Source organism: Maricaulis sp. B-26, from assembly GCF_056857855.1.
Genome location: NZ_JBSXNX010000021.1, coordinates 65052 through 82943 on the forward strand (window position 1 = coordinate 65052; position 17892 = coordinate 82943).

At 64.2% G+C, this 17892-nt stretch carries 15 protein-coding genes; 7 read left to right on the forward strand and 8 right to left on the reverse strand.

What is annotated here, in order from left to right; all coding sequences use genetic code 11:
* Positions 1-125: 125 nt before the first annotated feature.
* The gene (gene infB / locus AC13HB_RS08080) at positions 126-2726 is read left to right on the forward strand and encodes a translation initiation factor IF-2 (protein ID WP_482949238.1); all 2601 of its coding nucleotides are present in this window, start codon (positions 126-128) and stop codon (positions 2724-2726) included.
* 78 nt (positions 2727-2804) lie between these two features.
* On the opposite strand, the gene AC13HB_RS08085 is transcribed toward infB, so the two are convergent.
* A complete protein-coding gene (locus AC13HB_RS08085) occupies positions 2805-3326 on the reverse strand; it encodes a nuclear transport factor 2 family protein (RefSeq protein ID WP_482949239.1) in 522 nt (173 codons plus the stop codon).
* 19 nt (positions 3327-3345) lie between these two features.
* Entirely contained in the window at positions 3346-3834 is a 489-nt protein-coding gene (locus AC13HB_RS08090) for a nuclear transport factor 2 family protein (protein WP_482949240.1), read from the reverse strand.
* Between the two features lie 238 nt (positions 3835-4072).
* Here AC13HB_RS08090 and rbfA point away from each other — a divergent pair, with 238 nt between their 5' ends.
* On the forward strand, positions 4073-4483 hold the full coding sequence (gene rbfA / locus AC13HB_RS08095; protein ID WP_482949241.1) for a 30S ribosome-binding factor RbfA: 411 nt from the start codon (positions 4073-4075) through the stop codon (positions 4481-4483).
* Here rbfA and AC13HB_RS08100 read toward each other — a convergent pair.
* The gene (locus tag AC13HB_RS08100; protein ID WP_482949242.1) at positions 4480-5883 is read right to left on the reverse strand and encodes a serine hydrolase domain-containing protein; all 1404 of its coding nucleotides are present in this window, start codon (positions 5881-5883) and stop codon (positions 4480-4482) included. The two genes, rbfA and AC13HB_RS08100, sit on opposite strands and share 4 nt — an antisense overlap.
* A 150-nt stretch (positions 5884-6033) precedes the next feature.
* Here AC13HB_RS08100 and truB point away from each other — a divergent pair, with 150 nt between their 5' ends.
* The 3 genes from truB to pnp are packed head-to-tail and all read left to right on the forward strand — an operon-like array spanning position 6034 to position 9453.
* On the forward strand, positions 6034-6990 hold the full coding sequence (gene truB, locus AC13HB_RS08105; RefSeq protein ID WP_482949243.1) for a tRNA pseudouridine(55) synthase TruB: 957 nt from the start codon (positions 6034-6036) through the stop codon (positions 6988-6990).
* 31 nt (positions 6991-7021) lie between these two features.
* A complete protein-coding gene (gene rpsO, locus AC13HB_RS08110) occupies positions 7022-7291 on the forward strand; it encodes a 30S ribosomal protein S15 (RefSeq protein WP_482949244.1) in 270 nt (89 codons plus the stop codon).
* 29 nt (positions 7292-7320) lie between these two features.
* Complete coding sequence (gene pnp, locus AC13HB_RS08115) at positions 7321-9453, forward strand: polyribonucleotide nucleotidyltransferase (protein WP_482949245.1); 2133 nt, start codon at positions 7321-7323, stop codon at positions 9451-9453.
* Between the two features lie 78 nt (positions 9454-9531).
* Here the strand turns inward: pnp and AC13HB_RS08120 are convergent, their stop codons facing one another.
* Positions 9532-10401 (reverse strand): LytTR family DNA-binding domain-containing protein, encoded by an 870-nt coding sequence (locus tag AC13HB_RS08120; protein WP_482949246.1) that lies wholly within the window; start codon positions 10399-10401, stop codon positions 9532-9534.
* 194 nt (positions 10402-10595) lie between these two features.
* Here AC13HB_RS08120 and AC13HB_RS08125 point away from each other — a divergent pair, with 194 nt between their 5' ends.
* Both AC13HB_RS08125 and AC13HB_RS08130 read left to right on the forward strand, forming a co-directional pair.
* Entirely contained in the window at positions 10596-11840 is a 1245-nt protein-coding gene (locus AC13HB_RS08125; protein ID WP_482949247.1) for an acyltransferase family protein, read from the forward strand.
* 59 nt (positions 11841-11899) lie between these two features.
* Positions 11900-14338, forward strand: coding sequence for a S9 family peptidase (locus AC13HB_RS08130; protein WP_482949248.1), 2439 nt, complete (start codon positions 11900-11902; stop codon positions 14336-14338).
* Between the two features lie 71 nt (positions 14339-14409).
* Here AC13HB_RS08130 and AC13HB_RS08135 read toward each other — a convergent pair whose 3' ends face one another.
* The 4 genes from AC13HB_RS08135 to fabA all read right to left on the reverse strand — a co-directional run bounded on the left by AC13HB_RS08135 (position 14410) and on the right by fabA (position 17889).
* Entirely contained in the window at positions 14410-15078 is a 669-nt protein-coding gene (locus AC13HB_RS08135) for a CatB-related O-acetyltransferase (RefSeq protein WP_482949249.1), read from the reverse strand.
* A 217-nt stretch (positions 15079-15295) separates the two neighbouring features.
* A complete protein-coding gene (locus AC13HB_RS08140) occupies positions 15296-16111 on the reverse strand; it encodes an enoyl-ACP reductase FabI (RefSeq protein WP_482949250.1) in 816 nt (271 codons plus the stop codon).
* 30 nt (positions 16112-16141) lie between these two features.
* Positions 16142-17356: a beta-ketoacyl-ACP synthase I gene (gene fabB, locus AC13HB_RS08145; protein WP_482949251.1), complete on the reverse strand. Its 1215-nt coding sequence runs from the start codon at positions 17354-17356 to the stop codon at positions 16142-16144.
* A 14-nt stretch (positions 17357-17370) separates the two neighbouring features.
* Positions 17371-17889, reverse strand: coding sequence for a bifunctional 3-hydroxydecanoyl-ACP dehydratase/trans-2-decenoyl-ACP isomerase (gene fabA, locus AC13HB_RS08150; RefSeq protein ID WP_482949252.1), 519 nt, complete (start codon positions 17887-17889; stop codon positions 17371-17373).
* Positions 17890-17892: the final 3 nt, after the last annotated feature.

Consider the following 17892-nt stretch of genomic DNA (forward strand, 5'->3'; position numbering starts at 1 on the left):
TGATATCGGGTCGGAGCTGGCTAGGTTAGCGAGCCTTCGGACCTGACGAGGTTTGAATAGTGCGTCTCACCGGCATTCGGCTACCGGTGAGTTCCGCGAAACGAAAGCCGATTTGGAAGGCTCGTATGAGCGACGCAGACGACAACAAATCCTCCGGCCGCCGGCCGCTCTCTCTGAAACGCTCCGGTGGCGGTACCGTGCAGCAAAGCTTTGCGCGCGGGCGGTCCAAGGCCGTAGTGGTCGAGAAGAAGCGCAAGCGCGTGGCAACGCCGGGCAAGGATGGCTCCACCGGTGGCGCCAAGCCGTCTGCCGGCGGCAGCGGCAAGTCCGGCGAGTCTGCCCTTGCGGCGAAAGCCCGCCAGCTCGGCCTGTCCGAAGAGGAACTGGTCGCCCGCCAGCGCGCCATCGCTCGCGCCCGGGCCGAAGCGGCCGATCGCGAAGAGCAGAAGAAGCGCGAAGCCGAAGAGCGCGCTGCCCGCGCCAAGCAGGAACAGCAGCATCTCGAGGAGCAGCGCGAACGCGAAGCGCGCGAGGCGCGCGAGGCCGAGGAGGCCGAACGCCGCCGCCTTGAGGAAGAAGCACGCCTGAAGGCCGAGGAAGAAGCGGCCAAGGCCGCCAAGGAAGCTGCGCCGCGCAGCAAGGGTAGCGACGAAACGGCCGCTCCGCGCCGTCGTGCGCCTGCCGACAAGGGTCCCAAGCACGGCGCCGCCGATGCCGGCCCGCCGTCGACGCTCGAAGCCATGGGTGGCCGGGTCAAGCGCAAGGGCGGTGCTGGCGCCGGTCCGGGTGCGGCCAAGCAGCCGGCCAAGGCCAAGGGCGATACGCGCCGTCGCGGCAAGCTGACCATCCAGAATATTCTCGAGGGCGATGAAGAGCGGCAGCGTTCGCTGGCCTCCGTGCGCCGGGCGCGCGAGCGCGAAAAGCAGCGCCGCCAGGACGTTGCGGGCGGTCGCGAGAAGATTGCGCGCGAAGTCGTCGTGCCGGAAGCGATCACCATCGCCGACCTCGCCAATCGTATGGCGGAACGCTCGGTCGACGTCGTGAAATTCATGATGAAGCAGGGCGATATGGTTCGCGTGAACGACGTCATCGACGCCGACACGGCTGAACTCATCGTCGAGGAATTCGGCCACATGGTGAAGCGCGTGTCCGAAGCCGACGTCGAAGAGGGCTTCATCTCCGAGGACGATGCCGAAGAGAACTTGCAGGGCCGTGCGCCGGTCGTCGCGGTCATGGGCCATGTCGACCACGGCAAGACCTCGCTGCTCGACGCGCTCCGCACGACGGACGTTGCGGCCGGCGAGGCGGGTGGCATCACCCAGCATATCGGTGCCTACCAGGTCGAGCTGAAGTCCGGCGACAGGATCACCTTCCTCGATACGCCGGGTCACGCGGCCTTCTCGGCCATGCGTTCGCGCGGTGCCCAGGCGACCGACATCGTCATTCTCGTGGTGGCCGCCGACGACTCGGTGATGCCGCAGACGATCGAGGCGATCAATCACGCCAAGGCGGCCGGTACGCCGATCATCGTGGCGGTGAACAAGTGCGACAAGCCGGATGCAAATCCGAACAAGGTTCTCACCGACCTGCTTCAGCACGAAATCGTCGTCGAGGCCATGTCGGGCGATGTGCAGTCGGTCAATGTCTCCGCCAAGGCCGGTACGGGCCTGGAAGAGCTGACCGAGGCTATCTCGCTGCAGGCCGAACTGCTCGATCTCAAGGCCAATCCGGAGCGCAATGCCGAGGGTGTGGTCATCGAGAGCCAGGTCGACAAGGGCCGTGGTCCCGTTGCGACTGTGCTCGTGCGTCGCGGTACGCTGAACCGGGGCGATATCGTCGTCGCCGGCGCCCAGTGGGGCCGTGTGCGAGCCCTGGTCAATGAGCGTGGCCAGCAGCTTCAGGAAGCCGGACCGTCCGTCCCGACCGAAATTCTCGGCCTCGACGGTGCTCCGGAGCCGGGTGAAGTCTTCGCCGTCGTCGAGAACGAGGCGCGGGCCCGCGAGATCGCCGAATATCGCCAGCGCAAGGAGCGCGATGCGATGGGTGCGGCGACCGCTGGCGGCACCTCGCTCGAGCAGATGATGGCACGCCTCAAGCAGGACGAGGCCCAGGAAATGCCGCTGCTGGTCAAGGCAGACGTGCAGGGTTCGGCCGAGGCCATCAAGCAGTCGCTCGAGAAGATCGGCAATGACGAAGTCCGGGCCCGCGTGATCCATGCGGCACCGGGCGGCGTCAATGAAAGCGACGTGCTGCTGGCCAAATCCTCGGGTGCCCCGATCTTTGCCTTCAACGTCCGCGCCAACAAGCAGGCCCGCGAGCTGGCCGAGCGCGAAGGCGTCGAGATCCGCTACTACTCGGTCATCTACGATGTGATCGACGATGTGCGGAACACGATGGAAGGCATGCTGGCGCCGGAGAAGCGCGAGAACTTCATCGGCTACGCCGAAATTCTCGAGGTCTTCAATATTACGAAGGTCGGCAAGGTTGCCGGTTGCCGTGTGACCGAAGGCGTCGTGAAACGCGGCTGCGGCGTGCGTCTCCTGCGCGACGATACCGTGCTGCACGAAGGCAATCTCAAGACGCTCAAGCGCTTCAAGGACGAAGTTCCCGATGTGCGTGCCGGCACCGAATGCGGCATGGCGTTCGAGAATTATGACGACCTTCAGAAGGGCGACCAGATCGAGTGCTTCGAAGTCGTCGAAGTGGCTCGCAAGCTGGAAGAATAGGCGTTTCTCCAGACGCCGAATGGAAGAGGGCGGCCCGTCGGGACCGCCCTTTTTCATGGCCGTGTGGAACGGTAGGCGTCAGTTCAGTACGAGACTGCGATCCGCATCGTCGTAATCGGCATAGTCTACCTGATGGACGATCTTGCCCTCACGCACGGTCAGGACCGTGACCTGGGGCGAGCGCCAGCGGAAGGTCTGACCGTCCGTATCCGCCGGATAGAGCGCATTGACATGGCCCATGAAAATCACCCGGTCATTGCTCTCGAACACGGTGTGCCAGTCGAAACCCAGTTCGATGGGCCGGTTGGCGTCGATAAAGGCCTGAAGCGTTGCCCGGGCCTCGTCCCGGCCGTGCATCTGATGCCCGTCCTCACCGAGTCCTTCGCCAAGAGCCGTCGGGTCAGAAAACATGATATCGTCGGCCCAGAAAGACGCCATGGCGTCCAGGTCCAGTGCGGAATAATGCGCCATATAGGCGCGCGCCACCGCTTCTGCGTCCTGCATATCGGTTGCGGCGTGTTCGTCGGCCAGAACGCTCGCGGCGGGGTGGCAAGCCAGCAGGGCGACAGCCAGGCCGGCGGATTTGAGTATCTGTTTCATCGGAGAATCCATCTGCGGCCTAGTCGTTTGCGGCCTGATTGTTTGCGGGACGCGCCGGCGTGACTTCGGTCATGCCTGCATAGTCGGTATAGTCGCGGTGTTCGGTCACCTGACCGCCCTCGACAGTGATTATGGTGACGATCGGGTATCGCCAGGCTCTTTCGCCGGTATCGAGTGCATAACGGACAGTCACGGCACCCTCGAACACGTTCCGGTCCGAGGCGGCGAAGCGCCGGTCCAGCTCGTAGGTCATGGATGCGACATTCCAGCCGCGAATGCCCGAAATTATGGTTTCAGGCGTCTGCCATTCGATTGGAGGCGTTTGGTCGACGGCGAAGGAGGTCGGGTCGATGAAGACCGCGTCCGGCGCATAGAGCGTCGAGAGCGTCGCGAAGTCCTGCGCTTCATAGGCTGCCAGATAGGTATTGGCTACGGTGACCTCTTCCTGGGCATGACCCGCCGCGCCAAGCATCATCACGGCGCCCGTCGCGAGCATGAAGTATTTCATTTTGCGTCCCCTTGTTTGCCGCCTGCGCGTTCCCGGCGAAGGCGGTCGAGGCCGACAGCATTTACATCCCCGGCATCGGGCGCCACTCACATGCATGAGAGGAATCTGGATTTTTGTTCAGGTGCCGCACACGAGGGCCGTGTTGCGTCGAGAATAGCGACCTTGCATCCGGCACCCAAGACGCGTACACCCGCGCGCCTCGCATCCGGCGGGATCGGCAAGCGGAAGGAGACAGATGATGGGACGACACAAGCAACATGCACCCAAGGCGCCTTCGCAACGCCAGTTGCGCGCCGGCGAGCTGGTGCGTCATGCCCTGGTCTCGATCCTCACCCGCGAGGAGCTGCGCGATCCCGACCTTGAAGGCATTCTGATCTCGGTCACCGAGGTTCGGGCCAGCCCCGATCTTCGCAATGCCAAGGTCTATGTGGCGCCGCTCGGTCAGGGCGATCCGAAGAAGCTCGCTGCGGGCCTCAATCGCTGCGCCGGCTTCCTGCGCGGGCGTCTGGGCCGCGAGATCGACATGAAGTTCACGCCGGAGCTGCACTTCCATCCGGACAACAGCTTCGATACGGCCAGCCATGTCGACGAATTGCTGTCGCGTCCGGAAGTCCGGCAGGATCTCGATTCCGAGTACGACGAGGACTAGTTCTCGCCTTCCGCGCCCGTCCCGGGCAATGGCGTCAGGTCGGTCCTGACCAGGCGAACCGCGCGACGCGCGCCGTCCGGCCCGGAAATATCCCCGGAAAGCGCAGCTACGCGACCTGCGGCGTCCCGCTCGTAGACCAGACGCGCGTCGAGCCGGCGCGACATGACCCGGTCGATTCCGGCCGGGCCCAGAAAGTCGCCATCCTCGCCGCCGCCGGTCCCGAAAAGGTTCAGCCCGCCCTCGGCCGTCTCGATCCGGACCGGTCCGGTCAGGTCCGAGACGTATCGGCCGGCAGCGTCATGATGGGACGGATCAAAGCTCCCGGTGCGCTCGCGGGGCGGGACGGCCTCTACCGGATTGCCGAGCACGAGATCGCGGATGGTGGCGCCCAGCCCGGGGTCGACGCGCGACTCCACCGTATTGAGCCAGGCGATCGTGAGATCGCGGCCTGGCAGGATGGCGAGGCCGACATGGAAGCCCGGCATGCGGCTCTCGACGGTGTAAGTCAGGTCCACGCCGGGATGAGCCACCTGCCAGCCGGCCGCGAGGCTGCCGTCCGGATTGAAGAGGTCGATGCGGCGCCGGGCGACTGCGTCGCCCCAGTCCATCAGGTCGCCCAGGGAGGTCTCCATCCCGGTGTTGCCAGTGAGGGGCGTCTGCGCCCGGACGGGCCGCAGGTCCAGCGGCAGGGGCCCCGGTTCATAGCCGGTGACGTGCAGCGCGCTCCGCGGAGCGACCGAGGACCGGATCTGTGTCGAAGTCATCTCGAGGGGCGAGAAATATCGCGCGGTGGCAAGCGTCTCGAAGCGGGCGAAGGCGGCCCGTTCGACGACGAGTGCCAGCAGGGCATAGGAGAGCGGCGACTCCACACCGGGCTGCGGCGTGTCGCTGAGCGGTGCATTGAGATCGATCCAGGCGAGGCGGGCTTCATCCGTGCCGCCGAGCGGCAGTCCCGGCGGGATAACCGCCGGCAGGCCGGCCTGGTGCGCCATCAACTGTCCGAGCGTGACGCGATCGGCATGGCGAAGCTCAGGCAGGTACCGGTCGAGCGTGTCCTGCGTCGACAGCCTGTCGGTGGCAATGAGATCGCGCGCGAGCGCGATGGTGACGTTGCGTGTGATGCGTCCCGCGGGAAACCGGGTGCGCGTGGAAAACCGCGTCCCGGCCTCCCAGTCGGTATAGCCGAAGGCCTCCCAGGCGATCAGTTCGCCATCCCTGCGCACCGCAACGACGCCGGAGAAGTCGCGCGTTTCCGCAAGGGGCTCGAACCAGGCACGCAGGCGATCGGGCAGCGGGGCGGTGTCCGCGGCCGGTGCAGCGGTTGTTATGTCGTCTTGCGCCCGGGCGGTGAAACCCAGGGTCATGAAACCGGCAAGGATGATGGCGATGAATTGTTTCACGCGTGGGAAGCCTCGGTCTTTCAGGGCGGGCTTGAGGCCCGGTCTATCATTTATGTGCGCTGACAGGCCTTGTCCTGCAAGGCCGTGTCGGCTAGTGACCCGGCCTCCCGTGCCGGGTCCGATCCCCGGCTGGTGATCAAGGAGACGCAAATGGGGCGCAGACGCAAGGGCGAGGATATCCATGGCTGGGTCATCCTCGACAAGCCGCTCGACATGACTTCCACCCAGGCCGTGTCCGCGGTGCGCCGGATATTCAACGCGCGCAAGGCCGGCCATGCCGGCACGCTGGATCCGCTGGCCTCCGGCATTCTGCCGATCGCACTGGGCGAAGCGACCAAGACGGTGCCCTTCGCCATGGAAGGTGACAAGGTCTATCGCTTCACCGTGAAATGGGGCGCACGCACCGATACGCTCGACACCGAGGGCGAGATCGTCGCCACGAGCGATGTACGGCCCTCGCGAGAGGCGATCGAAAACGTGCTTTCCGATTTCATCGGCGAGATTGAGCAAGTGCCGCCCGCTTTTTCCGCGATCAAGATCGATGGCGAGCGCGCCTACGACCTTGCCCGCGACGGCGAGGAGGTCGAGCTGGAGGCCCGGACGGTGCGCATCGACGCGCTCAACCTGCTGGACTGTCCGGACGCCGATATGGCCGTGTTCGAAATGCAGTGCGGCAAGGGCGCCTATGTGCGTTCCCTGGCTCGCGATATTGCCCACGCCCTGGGCACGGAAGGGCATGTTGCGGCGCTGCGCCGGACACGCGTCGGCGCATTTGCCGAGGCAGAGTCCACAAGGCTGGACGTTTTGAAAGAAATGGCCCATAAGGACGCCGCTTCGGAAGCTCTGCTCCCGGTTCAGACCGCGCTGGACGACATCCCGGCGCTGGCCGTGACCGAGGAGGAAGCCTTCCAACTGAAGCAAGGACGGTCGATCGTCCTGCTCCCGCGTCAAGCGCAAGAGCTGAAAGCGCATCGCCGACCCCGTTCAGTGGCCGGCAAGGACTGCACTTTCACCGCTCTGGCGACATGCCGTGGTCAGGCAGTGGCAATCGGCGACGCGCAGGCCGGATCCTTTCAGCCTTCGCGAGTTTTCAATCTGACCCCGTAAACGGGGCGACATATGAGTTTAGGAGAACACGATGTCGATCACGCAAGAGCGCAAATCCGCGCTGATCAATGAACATGCCCGTGGCAAAGCCGATACGGGTTCGCCGGAAGTGCAAGTGGCCATCCTCACCGAGCGGATCGCCAACCTGACCGAGCACTTCAAGACCCACAAGAAGGACAATCACTCGCGTCGCGGCCTTCTTAAGATGGTTTCCCAGCGCCGCCGGCTTCTCGACTACGTCAAGAACAAGGACGAGGCCCGTTACCAGGCCCTCATCGAGAAACTGGGTCTGCGTCGCTAACCCGCGACCACATCCGTACGAAAGACGATATGTTCGATATCCAGAAAGAAACGATCGAGTGGGCGGGACGTCCGCTCACCATCGAAACCGGGCGTGTGGCCCGGCAGGCAGACGGCGCGGTCATGGTGACCTATGGCGAGACCACGGTTCTCGCCACCGCCGTCGGCGTCAAAACCGCCAAGGAGGGGCAGGACTTCTTCCCCCTCACGGTGAATTACCAGGAAAAATACTTCGCGGCGGGCAAGATCCCCGGCGGCTTCTTCAAACGTGAAGGCCGTCCGACCGAGAAAGAGACGCTGACCTCGCGCCTCATCGACCGCCCGATCCGTCCGCTGTTCGTCAAGGGCTTCAAGAACGAAGTCCAGGTGATGATCACGGTCCTGTCCCACGACATGGAAAACGATCCCGACGTGGTCGGCATGGTCGGCGCCTCTGCGGCGCTGGTTCTGTCCGGTCTACCCTTCATGGGCCCGATCGGTGCCGCGCGCGTGGGTTATATCGACGGCGATTACGTCATCAACCCGGCCTGCGACGAAATGCCGGAAAGCGCCCTCGACCTCGTGGTCGCGGGTACGCAGGACGCCGTGATGATGGTGGAATCGGAAGCCAAGGAGCTCTCCGAAGAGGTGATGCTCGGCGCCGTCATGGCTGGCCATGAGGCCTTCCAGCCGGTGATCGACATGATCATCCGCCTGGCCGAAAAAGCCGCCAAGGAGCCGTGGGATTACGAGCCGGAAGACTATTCCGCCGAGGAAGCCAAGGTTCGCGAACTGGTCGGCGACGACCTCGCCCAAGCCTACACCATCGTCGACAAGACGGAGCGCTATGCGGCCGTCGGCGCGGCGAAGGAGAAGGCGGTCGAGGCTCTGGCCCAGACCGAAGAGCGTCCGGACGGTATCCCGGGCACGGTCCTCAAGGACGTGCTGAAATCGGTCGAGAGCTCCATCGTTCGCGGTGGCATCATCAAGACCGGCAAGCGCATCGACGGCCGTTCCCTCGATCAGGTTCGCCCGATCGTGTCGGAAGCGGGCATCCTGCCGCGTACGCACGGTTCGGCCCTGTTCACCCGCGGCGAAACCCAGGCCATGGTCGTTGCGACCCTCGGCACGGGCGAAGACGAGCAGTTCATTGACGACCTCACGGGGACGTACAAGGAACGCTTCATGCTGCACTATAATTTCCCGCCCTACTCGGTCGGCGAGACGTCTTTCCGTCTGGCTCCGGGGCGCCGGGAAATCGGTCACGGCAAGCTTGCCTGGCGTGCAGTCCGCGCTGTCCTGCCGAACCATGAGGACTTCCCCTACACGATCCGTCTCGTTTCCGAGATCACGGAATCGAACGGTTCCTCCTCCATGGCGACGGTCTGCGGTTCCTCGCTGGCCATGATGGATGCCGGTGTGCCGCTTGCGCGCCCGGTTTCCGGTATCGCGATGGGCCTGATCAAGGATCCGGACGGCGTTGCCGTTCTCTCCGACATCCTTGGCGACGAGGACCATCTCGGCGACATGGACTTCAAGGTGGCCGGTACGGAAGAGGGCGTGACTTCTCTCCAGATGGACATCAAGATCGCCGGCATCACCAAGGACATCATGGAAACGGCCCTGGCCCAGGCAAAGGGCGGTCGCATGCATATCCTCGAGGAGATGGCGAAAGCGCTCGACACCTCGCGTACCGAGCTCGGCGAGTATGCGCCGCGCATCGAGACCATCACCATTCCGACCGACAAGATCCGCGACGTGATCGGTTCGGGCGGCAAGGTGATCCGCGAGATCGTGGAGACCACCGGTGCCAAGGTCGACGTCAATGATGACGGTGTGATCAAGGTCTCGTCCTCGGACGCCGCCTCGATCAAGGCCGCGCTCGACTGGATCCACGGCCTCACGGCCGAGCCTGAAGAAGGCATGATCTACAAGGGCAAGGTCGTGAAGGTCATGGACTTCGGCGCCTTCGTGAACTTCTTCGGCCCGAAGGACGGTCTCGTCCACGTGTCGCAGATGAAGAACGAGCGCGTGAACCATCCCTCCGACGTGGTCAAGGAAGGCGACGAAGTCTTCGTGAAGCTCCTCGGCTTCGACGATCGCGGCAAGGTTCGCCTGTCGATGAAGGTCGTCGACCAGGAGAGCGGAGAAGAGATCAAGAAGGAAGAAGAGCAGGCCGAATAGGTCCCGCCTCTTTCCGATCTTCAGGAACAGGGCCCGCTCGAAAGAGCGGGCCCTTTTTCGTGTCCGATCTGCTGCTCGTCAGGCTGCGTCCAGCCGGTCGCGATAGCGCCGGCTGCCCGGCACGGTATCGCCTGTATTGAGCGTCAGCACGACATCGCCCTCCCCCGTCGGAGCGATCTCGGCAATTTGGGCCCGGTTCACGAGCCAGGAACGGTGTACGCGCACCGCATCGATCCCCGCCTCTGTCAGCAGGCGTTCGAGCTCGGTCAGCGTCATGCGGGCGAGGTGTTCCCGGCCGTCGAAACGGGCTTCCACGTAATTGCCCGCCGCCCGGGCGGTCTGGAAACTTTCGGCCTCGAGCAGGCGAACCGTGCCGCCGCATTTCAGAGTGATGCGCTGCCGGTCCTGCGCTTCGCTGTGGGCGGCGCGGGCTTCGAGGCGGGCCCGTTCCAGCGTCATGTCGGTCGAGAGAACGAACTGGAAACCGGCATAGGCGAGCGCCTGTTTGCGAAACTCGTAGATGAAGGCGTCCAGCGCCGTTCCCGAAATCGAATAGGCCTGATCGAAAATCGCTGGCCAGATGACGTCGCGCAGGCTGAACATGAAGACGATCTGGAAGCCGCTATAGAGGAGCAGTCCGGCGGCATGGACGGCCAGTGAGGCGGTGTAACGCCCTCGCTCGAAGGGAAAGCGCCGGCCCAGCCAGAGAATGACCGGGATGGCCAGCAGCATGGGCAGGATGGCCGTGCCTTCCTGCACCCAGGGCAGATGGGCAGGCCCGCGAGAGCCTTGCCAGCGCATCTCCGTGCCGATCGAGAGCGCATTGATGACGAAGACGGCCAGTACCAGCCCGGCCGAAATCAGGACCGCGCGCCGCCAGGCGCGCCGCTCGGCGTCGTACTCGTCCTTGCGGAGGGTTTCGGTCGGATCGGTGTGCGCGTCGCTCATGACCGGATCATGCCTCCTGCCGGCGGAGCGGGAAAGCGCGATGCGCGTCCGGCATCCTGCCGCCCGTCCCCGCACGCCGCCACTCGCCCCGCGAGCGCAGTCATCCGTCCCGGCAAGCCGTGACCGGTCCCTTCCGGCTCGACACCGAGCCGCGTTTGGATGAGGAGAGTGCCGGTCCAGTCCGGAGGAGTCCCATGCCGCAAACCAGTCCCGAAAGCTTCGAAAGCAATCCCAATGCGGTCTTCACCCGTCGATACGATCTCGATTGGTTGAGGATCATCGCCTTCGGGCTTCTGATTTTCTACCACACGGGCATGTTCTTCGTGACCTGGGACTGGCACGTGAAAAGCGGGTCAGCCAATGAAGGTCCCGAGTTCGCGATGATGCTGCTCAACCCCTGGCGGCTGGCTCTGCTCTTCTTCATTTCCGGTGTTGCGATCCGCTATCTGTCCGACAAGATCGGAGCGGGCGTCTTCGCCGTCGACCGGACGGTGCTCCTGCTCCCTGTGATCGTTTTCGGCATGGCTGTCATCGTCATGCCCCAGACATGGGCCGAGCTGCGCCAGGCCGGTGCGATCGATGAAGGCCTGATCGCTTTCTGGCCGCGCTATCTGTCGGAGGGCATGATCGACGGCATCATCGTGCCCACCTGGAACCATCTCTGGTACGTGGTCTATCTCTTCGTCTACTGCCTGCTTCTGGCGCCCGTCATACCGCTCCTGCGCCGGTTTGCAGACGGTGCGTTCCGGAGCCTGACCGCCTGGTTCGCCAAGCCCTGGATCGGACCCGTACTCCTGATCCTGATTCCAGTCCTGCCCTTCTTCGCCTTCCGGATCTGGCTCGACCCGCATTTTCCCACCACGCACAATCTGGTCTGGGACTGGGCCAACCACGCCCATCGTCTCACCATCCTCCTGCTCGGCTATTGCGTGGCCAAGAGTCCGGATTTCTGGCGCGGCGTCGACCGGGCACTTCCTTTCGTGCTGGCCTTTGCCGTCGGCTATGCGCTGGTCTTCGCCTGGGCTCTCGATCGTCCGGACGGGTATTGGGAGGACAGGGAAGCCCTGCTCTGGACCCTGCGGCTCGCCCGGATCGTCTATGCCTGGTCGGTCATCCTGTCCCTGCTCGGCCTGGCCCGGATCTTCCTGACCGGCGACGGGCCGCTGCGGCGCTATCTCACCGAGGCGATATTCCCCTATTACATCCTGCACCAGACCGTCATCGTGGTCGCCGGCTACTGGATCGCACCGCTTCAGTTGGGCGTCTGGACGGAGTTCGTCATCATCCTGCCTGTAACGATCGTCGCTTGCGCGCTCGGTTATGAAACTGCCCGCCGCGTGAAGATATTGCGGCCTGTCATGGGCCTGAAATGGTCGCGCGGGAACTCGTCTTCGGACGGGGCAGGATCCACGACAACCGCAATATTACAAAAGGTTTAGACGAAACCGGTGCAGCGCCGCCTATCTTCCCCGTTGAAAACGAATTTGGGGAGATCGAGATGCTGAAATCCGTCACTCGTGCCGGGCTGGGCCTGGCCGCGGCCATGTGCGCCGGCCTCGCTGCGCCGGTTCAGGCGCAGGAGGCCTACCGCCTGCCGCCACAGGACATTGTCGACATTGTAGATGCGCCGCCCGCGCCCTGGACCTCGCTATCGCCGGATCGCGACACCCTGCTCCTGCTGCACCGAGAGGCGCTGCCGCCGGTCGCCGAACTGGCGAGGCCGATGGAGCGGCTGGCCGGGATGCGTCTCGATGCGGCGACGAATGGCCGCCATGGGCCCCGATCCATCGTCGGGTTGAGCCTGATCGATCTCGCATCAGGCGAGGAGAGTGATGTTGAGCTGCCGGAGGATGCGGGCATCGGCTCCGTCTCTTGGTCGCATGACGGCGACCGCGTCGCCTTTACCATGACGCGCGAGGACACGATCAGTCTCTGGGTGATCGACGTGGAGCGCGCCCGCGCTCGCCGTGTCGTGGACCGGGGCGTAAATGCGGTCTTCTCGCCCTTCTCCTGGATGCCGGACGGTGAAACCCTTCTGGTGAGCCTCGTCGACCCTCAGCGCGGCCCCCGGCCCGAGCGCCCTCGCGTGCCGGTCGGCCCGGTCACGCAGGAAGCCTCCGGCTACGAGGCGCCAGTGCGGACCTATCAGGATCTGCTGAACGATGCTTCCGATGCCGAGCTCTTCGCTTGGCTGGCAACGAGCCAGCTAGCCATGGTCGGTGCTGACGGCCGCGGTCTGATCGAAATCGGCGAGCCCGGTCTGTATTATATGGCCGACCCGGCGCCGGGTGGCGACTACGTCCTCGTCGGCGAGATGCGCGAACCATTCTCCTACCAAGTCCCCTGGTCGCGCTTTCCCGACCGGACTTTCGTCATCGATCTAGATGGCGCGGAAGTCGCCGAGATCGCGCGCCAGCCGCTGGCGGACAATGTCCCGATCGGAGGCGTGGTCGAGGGGCGCCGCAGCGTGTCCTGGCAGGCTTCGCACCCTGCGCGCCTGACCTGGGCGGAAGCGCTTGACGGCGGCGACCCGCGCGTCGAGACCGATCAGCGCGACAGCGTCTGGGCCTTGGCGGCGCCTTTCGACGGCGAACCGATCGAGATTCTGCGCACCGAGGACCGCTATTACGGTACGCAATTCACCGAGATCGGCCAGACCGGCTTCGCGATGGAGTATGATCGCGATACCCGTGTCATCCGCCGCTGGCTTGTCGATTTCGCCGATCCGTCGGTCGAGCCGCGCCTCGCCGAGGAGCGCAATTACCAGGACAGCTATGCCGATCCGGGAAGCGCCCTCACCGTCCGCAACGAATTCGGCCAGCCGGTCGTGGGCGTTACTGACGGCTACATGTATTTCGCGGGCGACGGTGCGACGCCGGAAGGCGACCGTCCCTTCCTGAACCGCGTCAGCTTCGACACCTTCGAGACGGAAGAGATCTGGCGCAATTCGGGTGAGAATTACGAGGAGGTGATCGGCCTTATCGAGCCGGATGCGTCCTCATTCCTGACCTCCTGGGAAGATCCGGCGACCCCGCCGAATGTGCGCTGGCACCGGACGGGCGAAGAGGCGGTCCAGATCACTGATTTCGCCAATCCGCACCCGCAGCTCGACGCGATCAGCCGCGAGCTGATCACGTTCGAGCGGGCAGACGGCGTGCCGCTGTCCGCGACGCTCTACCTGCCGGCCGATTACGAGCAGGGCGATAATCTGCCCGTCGTCGTCTGGGCCTATCCGCGCGAATACAATGACGCGGCGACGGCAGGCCAGGTTCGGGGCTCGCCCTACGAGTTCAGCCGTGTTGCCGGTACCAGCCCGCGCTTCTTCGTGACCCAGGGCTATGCCCTGCTCGAGAATGCGACCATGCCGATCGTCGGGGACGACCCGGAGACGGTGAATGACAGCTTTATCGAACAGCTCGTCCTCTCGGCCGAAGCTGCGCGCGACGTGTCCGTGGAGATGGGCTTCAGCGACGGGGACCGTCTCGCCATTGCGGGCCATTCCTACGGGGCTTTCATGACGGCAAACCTGTTGGCCCACTCGGATATCTTCCGGGCCGGCATCGCGCGCTCCGGCGCTTACAACCGGACGCTGACCCCCTTCGGTTTCCAGGCCGAGCGGCGCACCTTCTGGGAAGCCTCGAACATCTATTTCGAGCTCTCGCCCTTCATGCAGGCTGATCAGATCGATGAGCCCATGCTCATGATCCACGGCCAGATGGACAATAATTCGGGCACATACCCGATCCAGTCCGAGCGCATGTACGCAGCCGTGAAGGGCAATGCCGGCACCGCCCGCCTCGTCATGCTGCCCTATGAGAGCCACGGCTATCGCGGCCGCGAGAGCGTCCTCCACGTGCTCGCCGAAAGCTTCGACTGGCTTGACCGCTGGGTCATGCCGGAAGAGGACCCGATGGGCGCAGAAGAGGCGGCCGAATAGGTCGCCCGCCCGATCCGGAAAGAACCCCGCCGGAGACGCTCCGGCGGGGTTTTTCATGTCCGCGCGCGGGCTCAGGTCTCCGCCGCGAAGCGTTCGAGTTCGGCAAGGTCGGCGCCCCGGATGGCATTGACGGCCCGGCTGATCGTCTCGACCGGCCAGTCCCACCAGGCAATTTCGAGCAAGCGCTTTACAGTCGCATCGTCGAAGCGCTGTTTCAGCGGGCGGGCCGGGTTGCCGCCGGCGATGGTGTAGGGCGGGATGTCCTTCACGACGACGGATCGCGAGGCGATGATCGAGCCGTGACCGATCCGCACGCCTGGCATGATGGTCGTCTCGCGTCCGATCCAGACATCATGTCCGATCACGGTATCCCCGCGCAGGCCGCACTCGATCGTGGCGAAGTCGAACCCGTCCTCCCAGCCATGGCCGAAGATGTTGAACGGGTAGGTGGAAAAGCCGGTCATGGCGTGATTGGCGCCATTCATGATGAACTGGATGTCGGTTGCAAACGCGCAGAACTTTCCGATCACCAGTTTGTCGCCGAGCGGCTCGAAGTGATACTTGACGCAATGGGTCTGGAAATTCTCCGGCCCTTTTTCGTCGTGATAATAGGAATAGGCGCCCGCCTCGATGTTCGGGGCGGTGATGACGGCCTGCAGAAAGGCCGTGTCTTGCTGCGGACGATGGGCGAGCGGGAGCGGGCCGGTGGCGGCCGCGTCTGTACGGGTCTGGCCTTGCATGAAAAGGCTCCTCGGGAATCTGGAACAAGCTGAACAGGTCCGCGCCGGCGATCGATGCCGGGGACCGGTATGCGGGATGTCAGCTTATTTATTCACCGCCGGAGCCTCCTTTTCGCTCTGAAGCGTTGGCCGGACTGAATAGCGAAGGAGCCGGGTCACAGCAAGAAAAAAGGGGCCGGAAAGCCGGCCCCTTTTCTTGGAACTTATCCAGATGCGATTATTCGTCATCCATCGACGGAACCGCTACCGCGTGGAAGCCGGCATCGACATGGAGGGTTTCGCCCGTGCAGGAATGGCCGAGATCGCTCAAGAGGTAGAGCGCGGCGCCGGCCACGCCTTCCATGCGGGTGTCTTCCTTCATCATCGACCATTCGCGGCCGGTCTTCATGAGGGCCTTGCCGCCGGAAATGCCGGCCATGGCGAGGGTGCGCATCGGGCCTGCCGAGAGCGCGTTGACGCGGATGCCTTCCGGGCCGAGATCGCGGGCCATGTAGCGCGTGGAGGCTTCCAGCGCGGCCTTGGCGACGCCCATCACGTTATAGGACGGGACGACGCGCTCGGAGCCGAGATAGGTCAGCGTGACCATGGCACCGCCATTGGGCATCAGGTGCGAGGCGCGCTTGCCCGCATCGACGAAGGAGAAGGCCGAGATTTCCATCGCGCGGCGCCAGCCTTCGCGGGTCGTGTTCTCGGTGAAGGAGCCGACCAGCTCGTCCTTGCCGGCAAAGGCGATGGCGTGGACCAGGAAGTCGATCGTGCCCCACTTCTCCTCGATGGCCTTGAAACAGGCATCCATGGAGGCGTCGTCGGTGACGTCGGCCTGAACCATGAAGGGGTCGCAGGGCAGGCTTTCCACCAGCGGCCGGACCCGGCGCTCAAGCGCCTCGTCCTGATAGGAGAAGGCCAGCTCGGCGCCCTGGGCGGCCAGCTGCTGGGCGATGCCCCAGGCGATGGAGTTCTTGTTGGCCACGCCCATGACAAGGCCGCGCTTGCCCTTCATCAGCTCGCCGGCCGGGAATTGACTGTCGCTCATCGTGATATCCCCTCTGGATCAGATGCGATCTTAGACTTTTTCGAACACCACGGTGCCGTTCGTACCGCCGAAGCCGAAGGAGTTCGACATGGCGGTCCTGATTTCGGCCTCGCGGGTCTCGGTGACGATGGGCAGGTTCAGCGCCGCAATGTCGGGATCCATCTCGAAGACGTTGATCGACGGGGCGACGAAGCCGTGCTTCATCATGAGCAGGGTGTAGACGGCCTCGTGCACGCCGGCGGCGCCGAGCGAGTGGCCCGTCATCGACTTCGTGCCCGAGATCATCGGGGCGCTGTCGCCGAAGACTTCCTTGACCGCTTCCATCTCCTTGATATCGCCCACTGGCGTCGCCGTGGCGTGCGGGTTGAGATAGTCGATCGGGGTCTTAACCGTTTCCATGGCCAGCTTCATCGAGCGCACCGCACCTTCACCGGACGGCGCGACCATGTCGTAGCCGTCCGAGGTGGCGCCATAGCCGGTGATCTCGGCGATGATCGGCGCGCCGCGCTTCTTGGCGCGCTCGTATTCCTCGAGCACGACCACGCCGGCGCCGGCACCGCCGACGAAGCCGTCGCGGTCCTTGTCGAAGGCGCGCGAGGCGTGTTCCGGGGTGTCGTTGTACTTGGTGGACATGGCGCCCATGGCGTCGAACAGGTTCGACAGGGCCCAGTGGATTTCCTCGCAGCCGCCCGCGAACATCACGTCCTGCTTGCCCCACTGGATCTGCTCGGCGGCGGCGCCGATGCAGTGCAGGGAGGTCGTGCAGGCCGAGGTGATCGAATAGTTCACGCCGAGAATCTTGAACGGCGTGGCCAGGGTGGCCGAGGCGGTCGAGCTCATTGCCTTGGGCACGGCGAACGGACCGATCCGGCGCGGACCCTTGTCGCGCGTGATGTCGGCCGCATCGACGATGGTTCCGGCGGACGGGCCGCCCGAACCCATGATGATGCCGGTGCGCGGATGCGAAATGTCGTCCTCGGGCAGGCCGCTGTCGGCGATCGCCTGTTCCATCGCCATATAGTTCCAGCCTGCGCCTTCCGACATGAAGCGGTAGACGCGCTTGTCGACATGATCGGCCGGATTGACCGACGGCTTGCCGCCGACCTGGCATTTGAAATTGTGTTTGGCGAAGTCTTCCATGCGGCCGATGCCGCTCTTGCCTTCGCGCAGCGAGTTCGTGACTTCCTCGGCATTGTTGCCGATGGGGGAAATCACGCCGAGTCCGGTAATGACAACACGACGCATGACAGTCTCCTGGATCAGGCCATTTCGCCGGGCTTGAACAGGCCCACGCGCAAATCCTTGGCGGTATAGATGGTCTTTCCGTCCACTTCCACGCGTCCGTCGCCGATCGCCATGATCAGGCGGCGCTGGATGACGCGCTTCAGGTCGATGATATAGCGGACTTTCTTGCAGTCCGGCGTGATCTGGCCGGTGAACTTCACCTCGCCGACGCCGAGCGCACGGCCCTTGCCGGGATTGCCCTTCCAGCACAGGAAGAAGCCGACAAGCTGCCACATGGCGTCGAGGCCCAGGCAGCCCGGCATGACCGGATCGCCCTTGAAGTGGCATTCGAAAAACCAGAGGTCGGGATTGATGTCGAGTTCGGCCTCGATATGGCCCTTGCCGTATTCGCCGCCATCGTCATCGATGTGCAGGATACGGTCCATCATGAGCATGGGCGGCGCGGGGAGCTGGGCGTTTTCCGGGCCCCACATCTTGCCTTCGCTGGAATCGATGAGGTCTTGGTAGCTGAAGGAGCTTTGGCGGTCTGTCATGTA

What these genes read in the sequence shown, in the direction of transcription:
- pnp (WP_482949245.1), top strand. Translation starts at nt 7,321, where the DNA reads ATGTTCGATATCCAGAAAGAAACGATCGAGTGGGCGGGACGTCCGCTC.
- truB (WP_482949243.1), top strand. Translation starts at nt 6,034, where the DNA reads ATGGGGCGCAGACGCAAGGGCGAGGATATCCATGGCTGGGTCATCCTC.
- AC13HB_RS08085 (WP_482949239.1), bottom strand. Translation starts at nt 3,326, where the DNA reads ATGAAACAGATACTCAAATCCGCCGGCCTGGCTGTCGCCCTGCTGGCT.
- AC13HB_RS08140 (WP_482949250.1), bottom strand. Translation starts at nt 16,111, where the DNA reads ATGAGCGACAGTCAATTCCCGGCCGGCGAGCTGATGAAGGGCAAGCGC.
- AC13HB_RS08090 (WP_482949240.1), bottom strand. Translation starts at nt 3,834, where the DNA reads ATGAAATACTTCATGCTCGCGACGGGCGCCGTGATGATGCTTGGCGCG.
- fabB (WP_482949251.1), bottom strand. Translation starts at nt 17,356, where the DNA reads ATGCGTCGTGTTGTCATTACCGGACTCGGCGTGATTTCCCCCATCGGC.
- rbfA (WP_482949241.1), top strand. Translation starts at nt 4,073, where the DNA reads ATGGGACGACACAAGCAACATGCACCCAAGGCGCCTTCGCAACGCCAG.
- AC13HB_RS08120 (WP_482949246.1), bottom strand. Translation starts at nt 10,401, where the DNA reads ATGAGCGACGCGCACACCGATCCGACCGAAACCCTCCGCAAGGACGAG.
- AC13HB_RS08135 (WP_482949249.1), bottom strand. Translation starts at nt 15,078, where the DNA reads ATGCAAGGCCAGACCCGTACAGACGCGGCCGCCACCGGCCCGCTCCCG.
- infB (WP_482949238.1), top strand. Translation starts at nt 126, where the DNA reads ATGAGCGACGCAGACGACAACAAATCCTCCGGCCGCCGGCCGCTCTCT.
- rpsO (WP_482949244.1), top strand. Translation starts at nt 7,022, where the DNA reads ATGTCGATCACGCAAGAGCGCAAATCCGCGCTGATCAATGAACATGCC.
- AC13HB_RS08125 (WP_482949247.1), top strand. Translation starts at nt 10,596, where the DNA reads ATGCCGCAAACCAGTCCCGAAAGCTTCGAAAGCAATCCCAATGCGGTC.
- fabA (WP_482949252.1), bottom strand. Translation starts at nt 17,889, where the DNA reads ATGACAGACCGCCAAAGCTCCTTCAGCTACCAAGACCTCATCGATTCC.
- AC13HB_RS08130 (WP_482949248.1), top strand. Translation starts at nt 11,900, where the DNA reads ATGCTGAAATCCGTCACTCGTGCCGGGCTGGGCCTGGCCGCGGCCATG.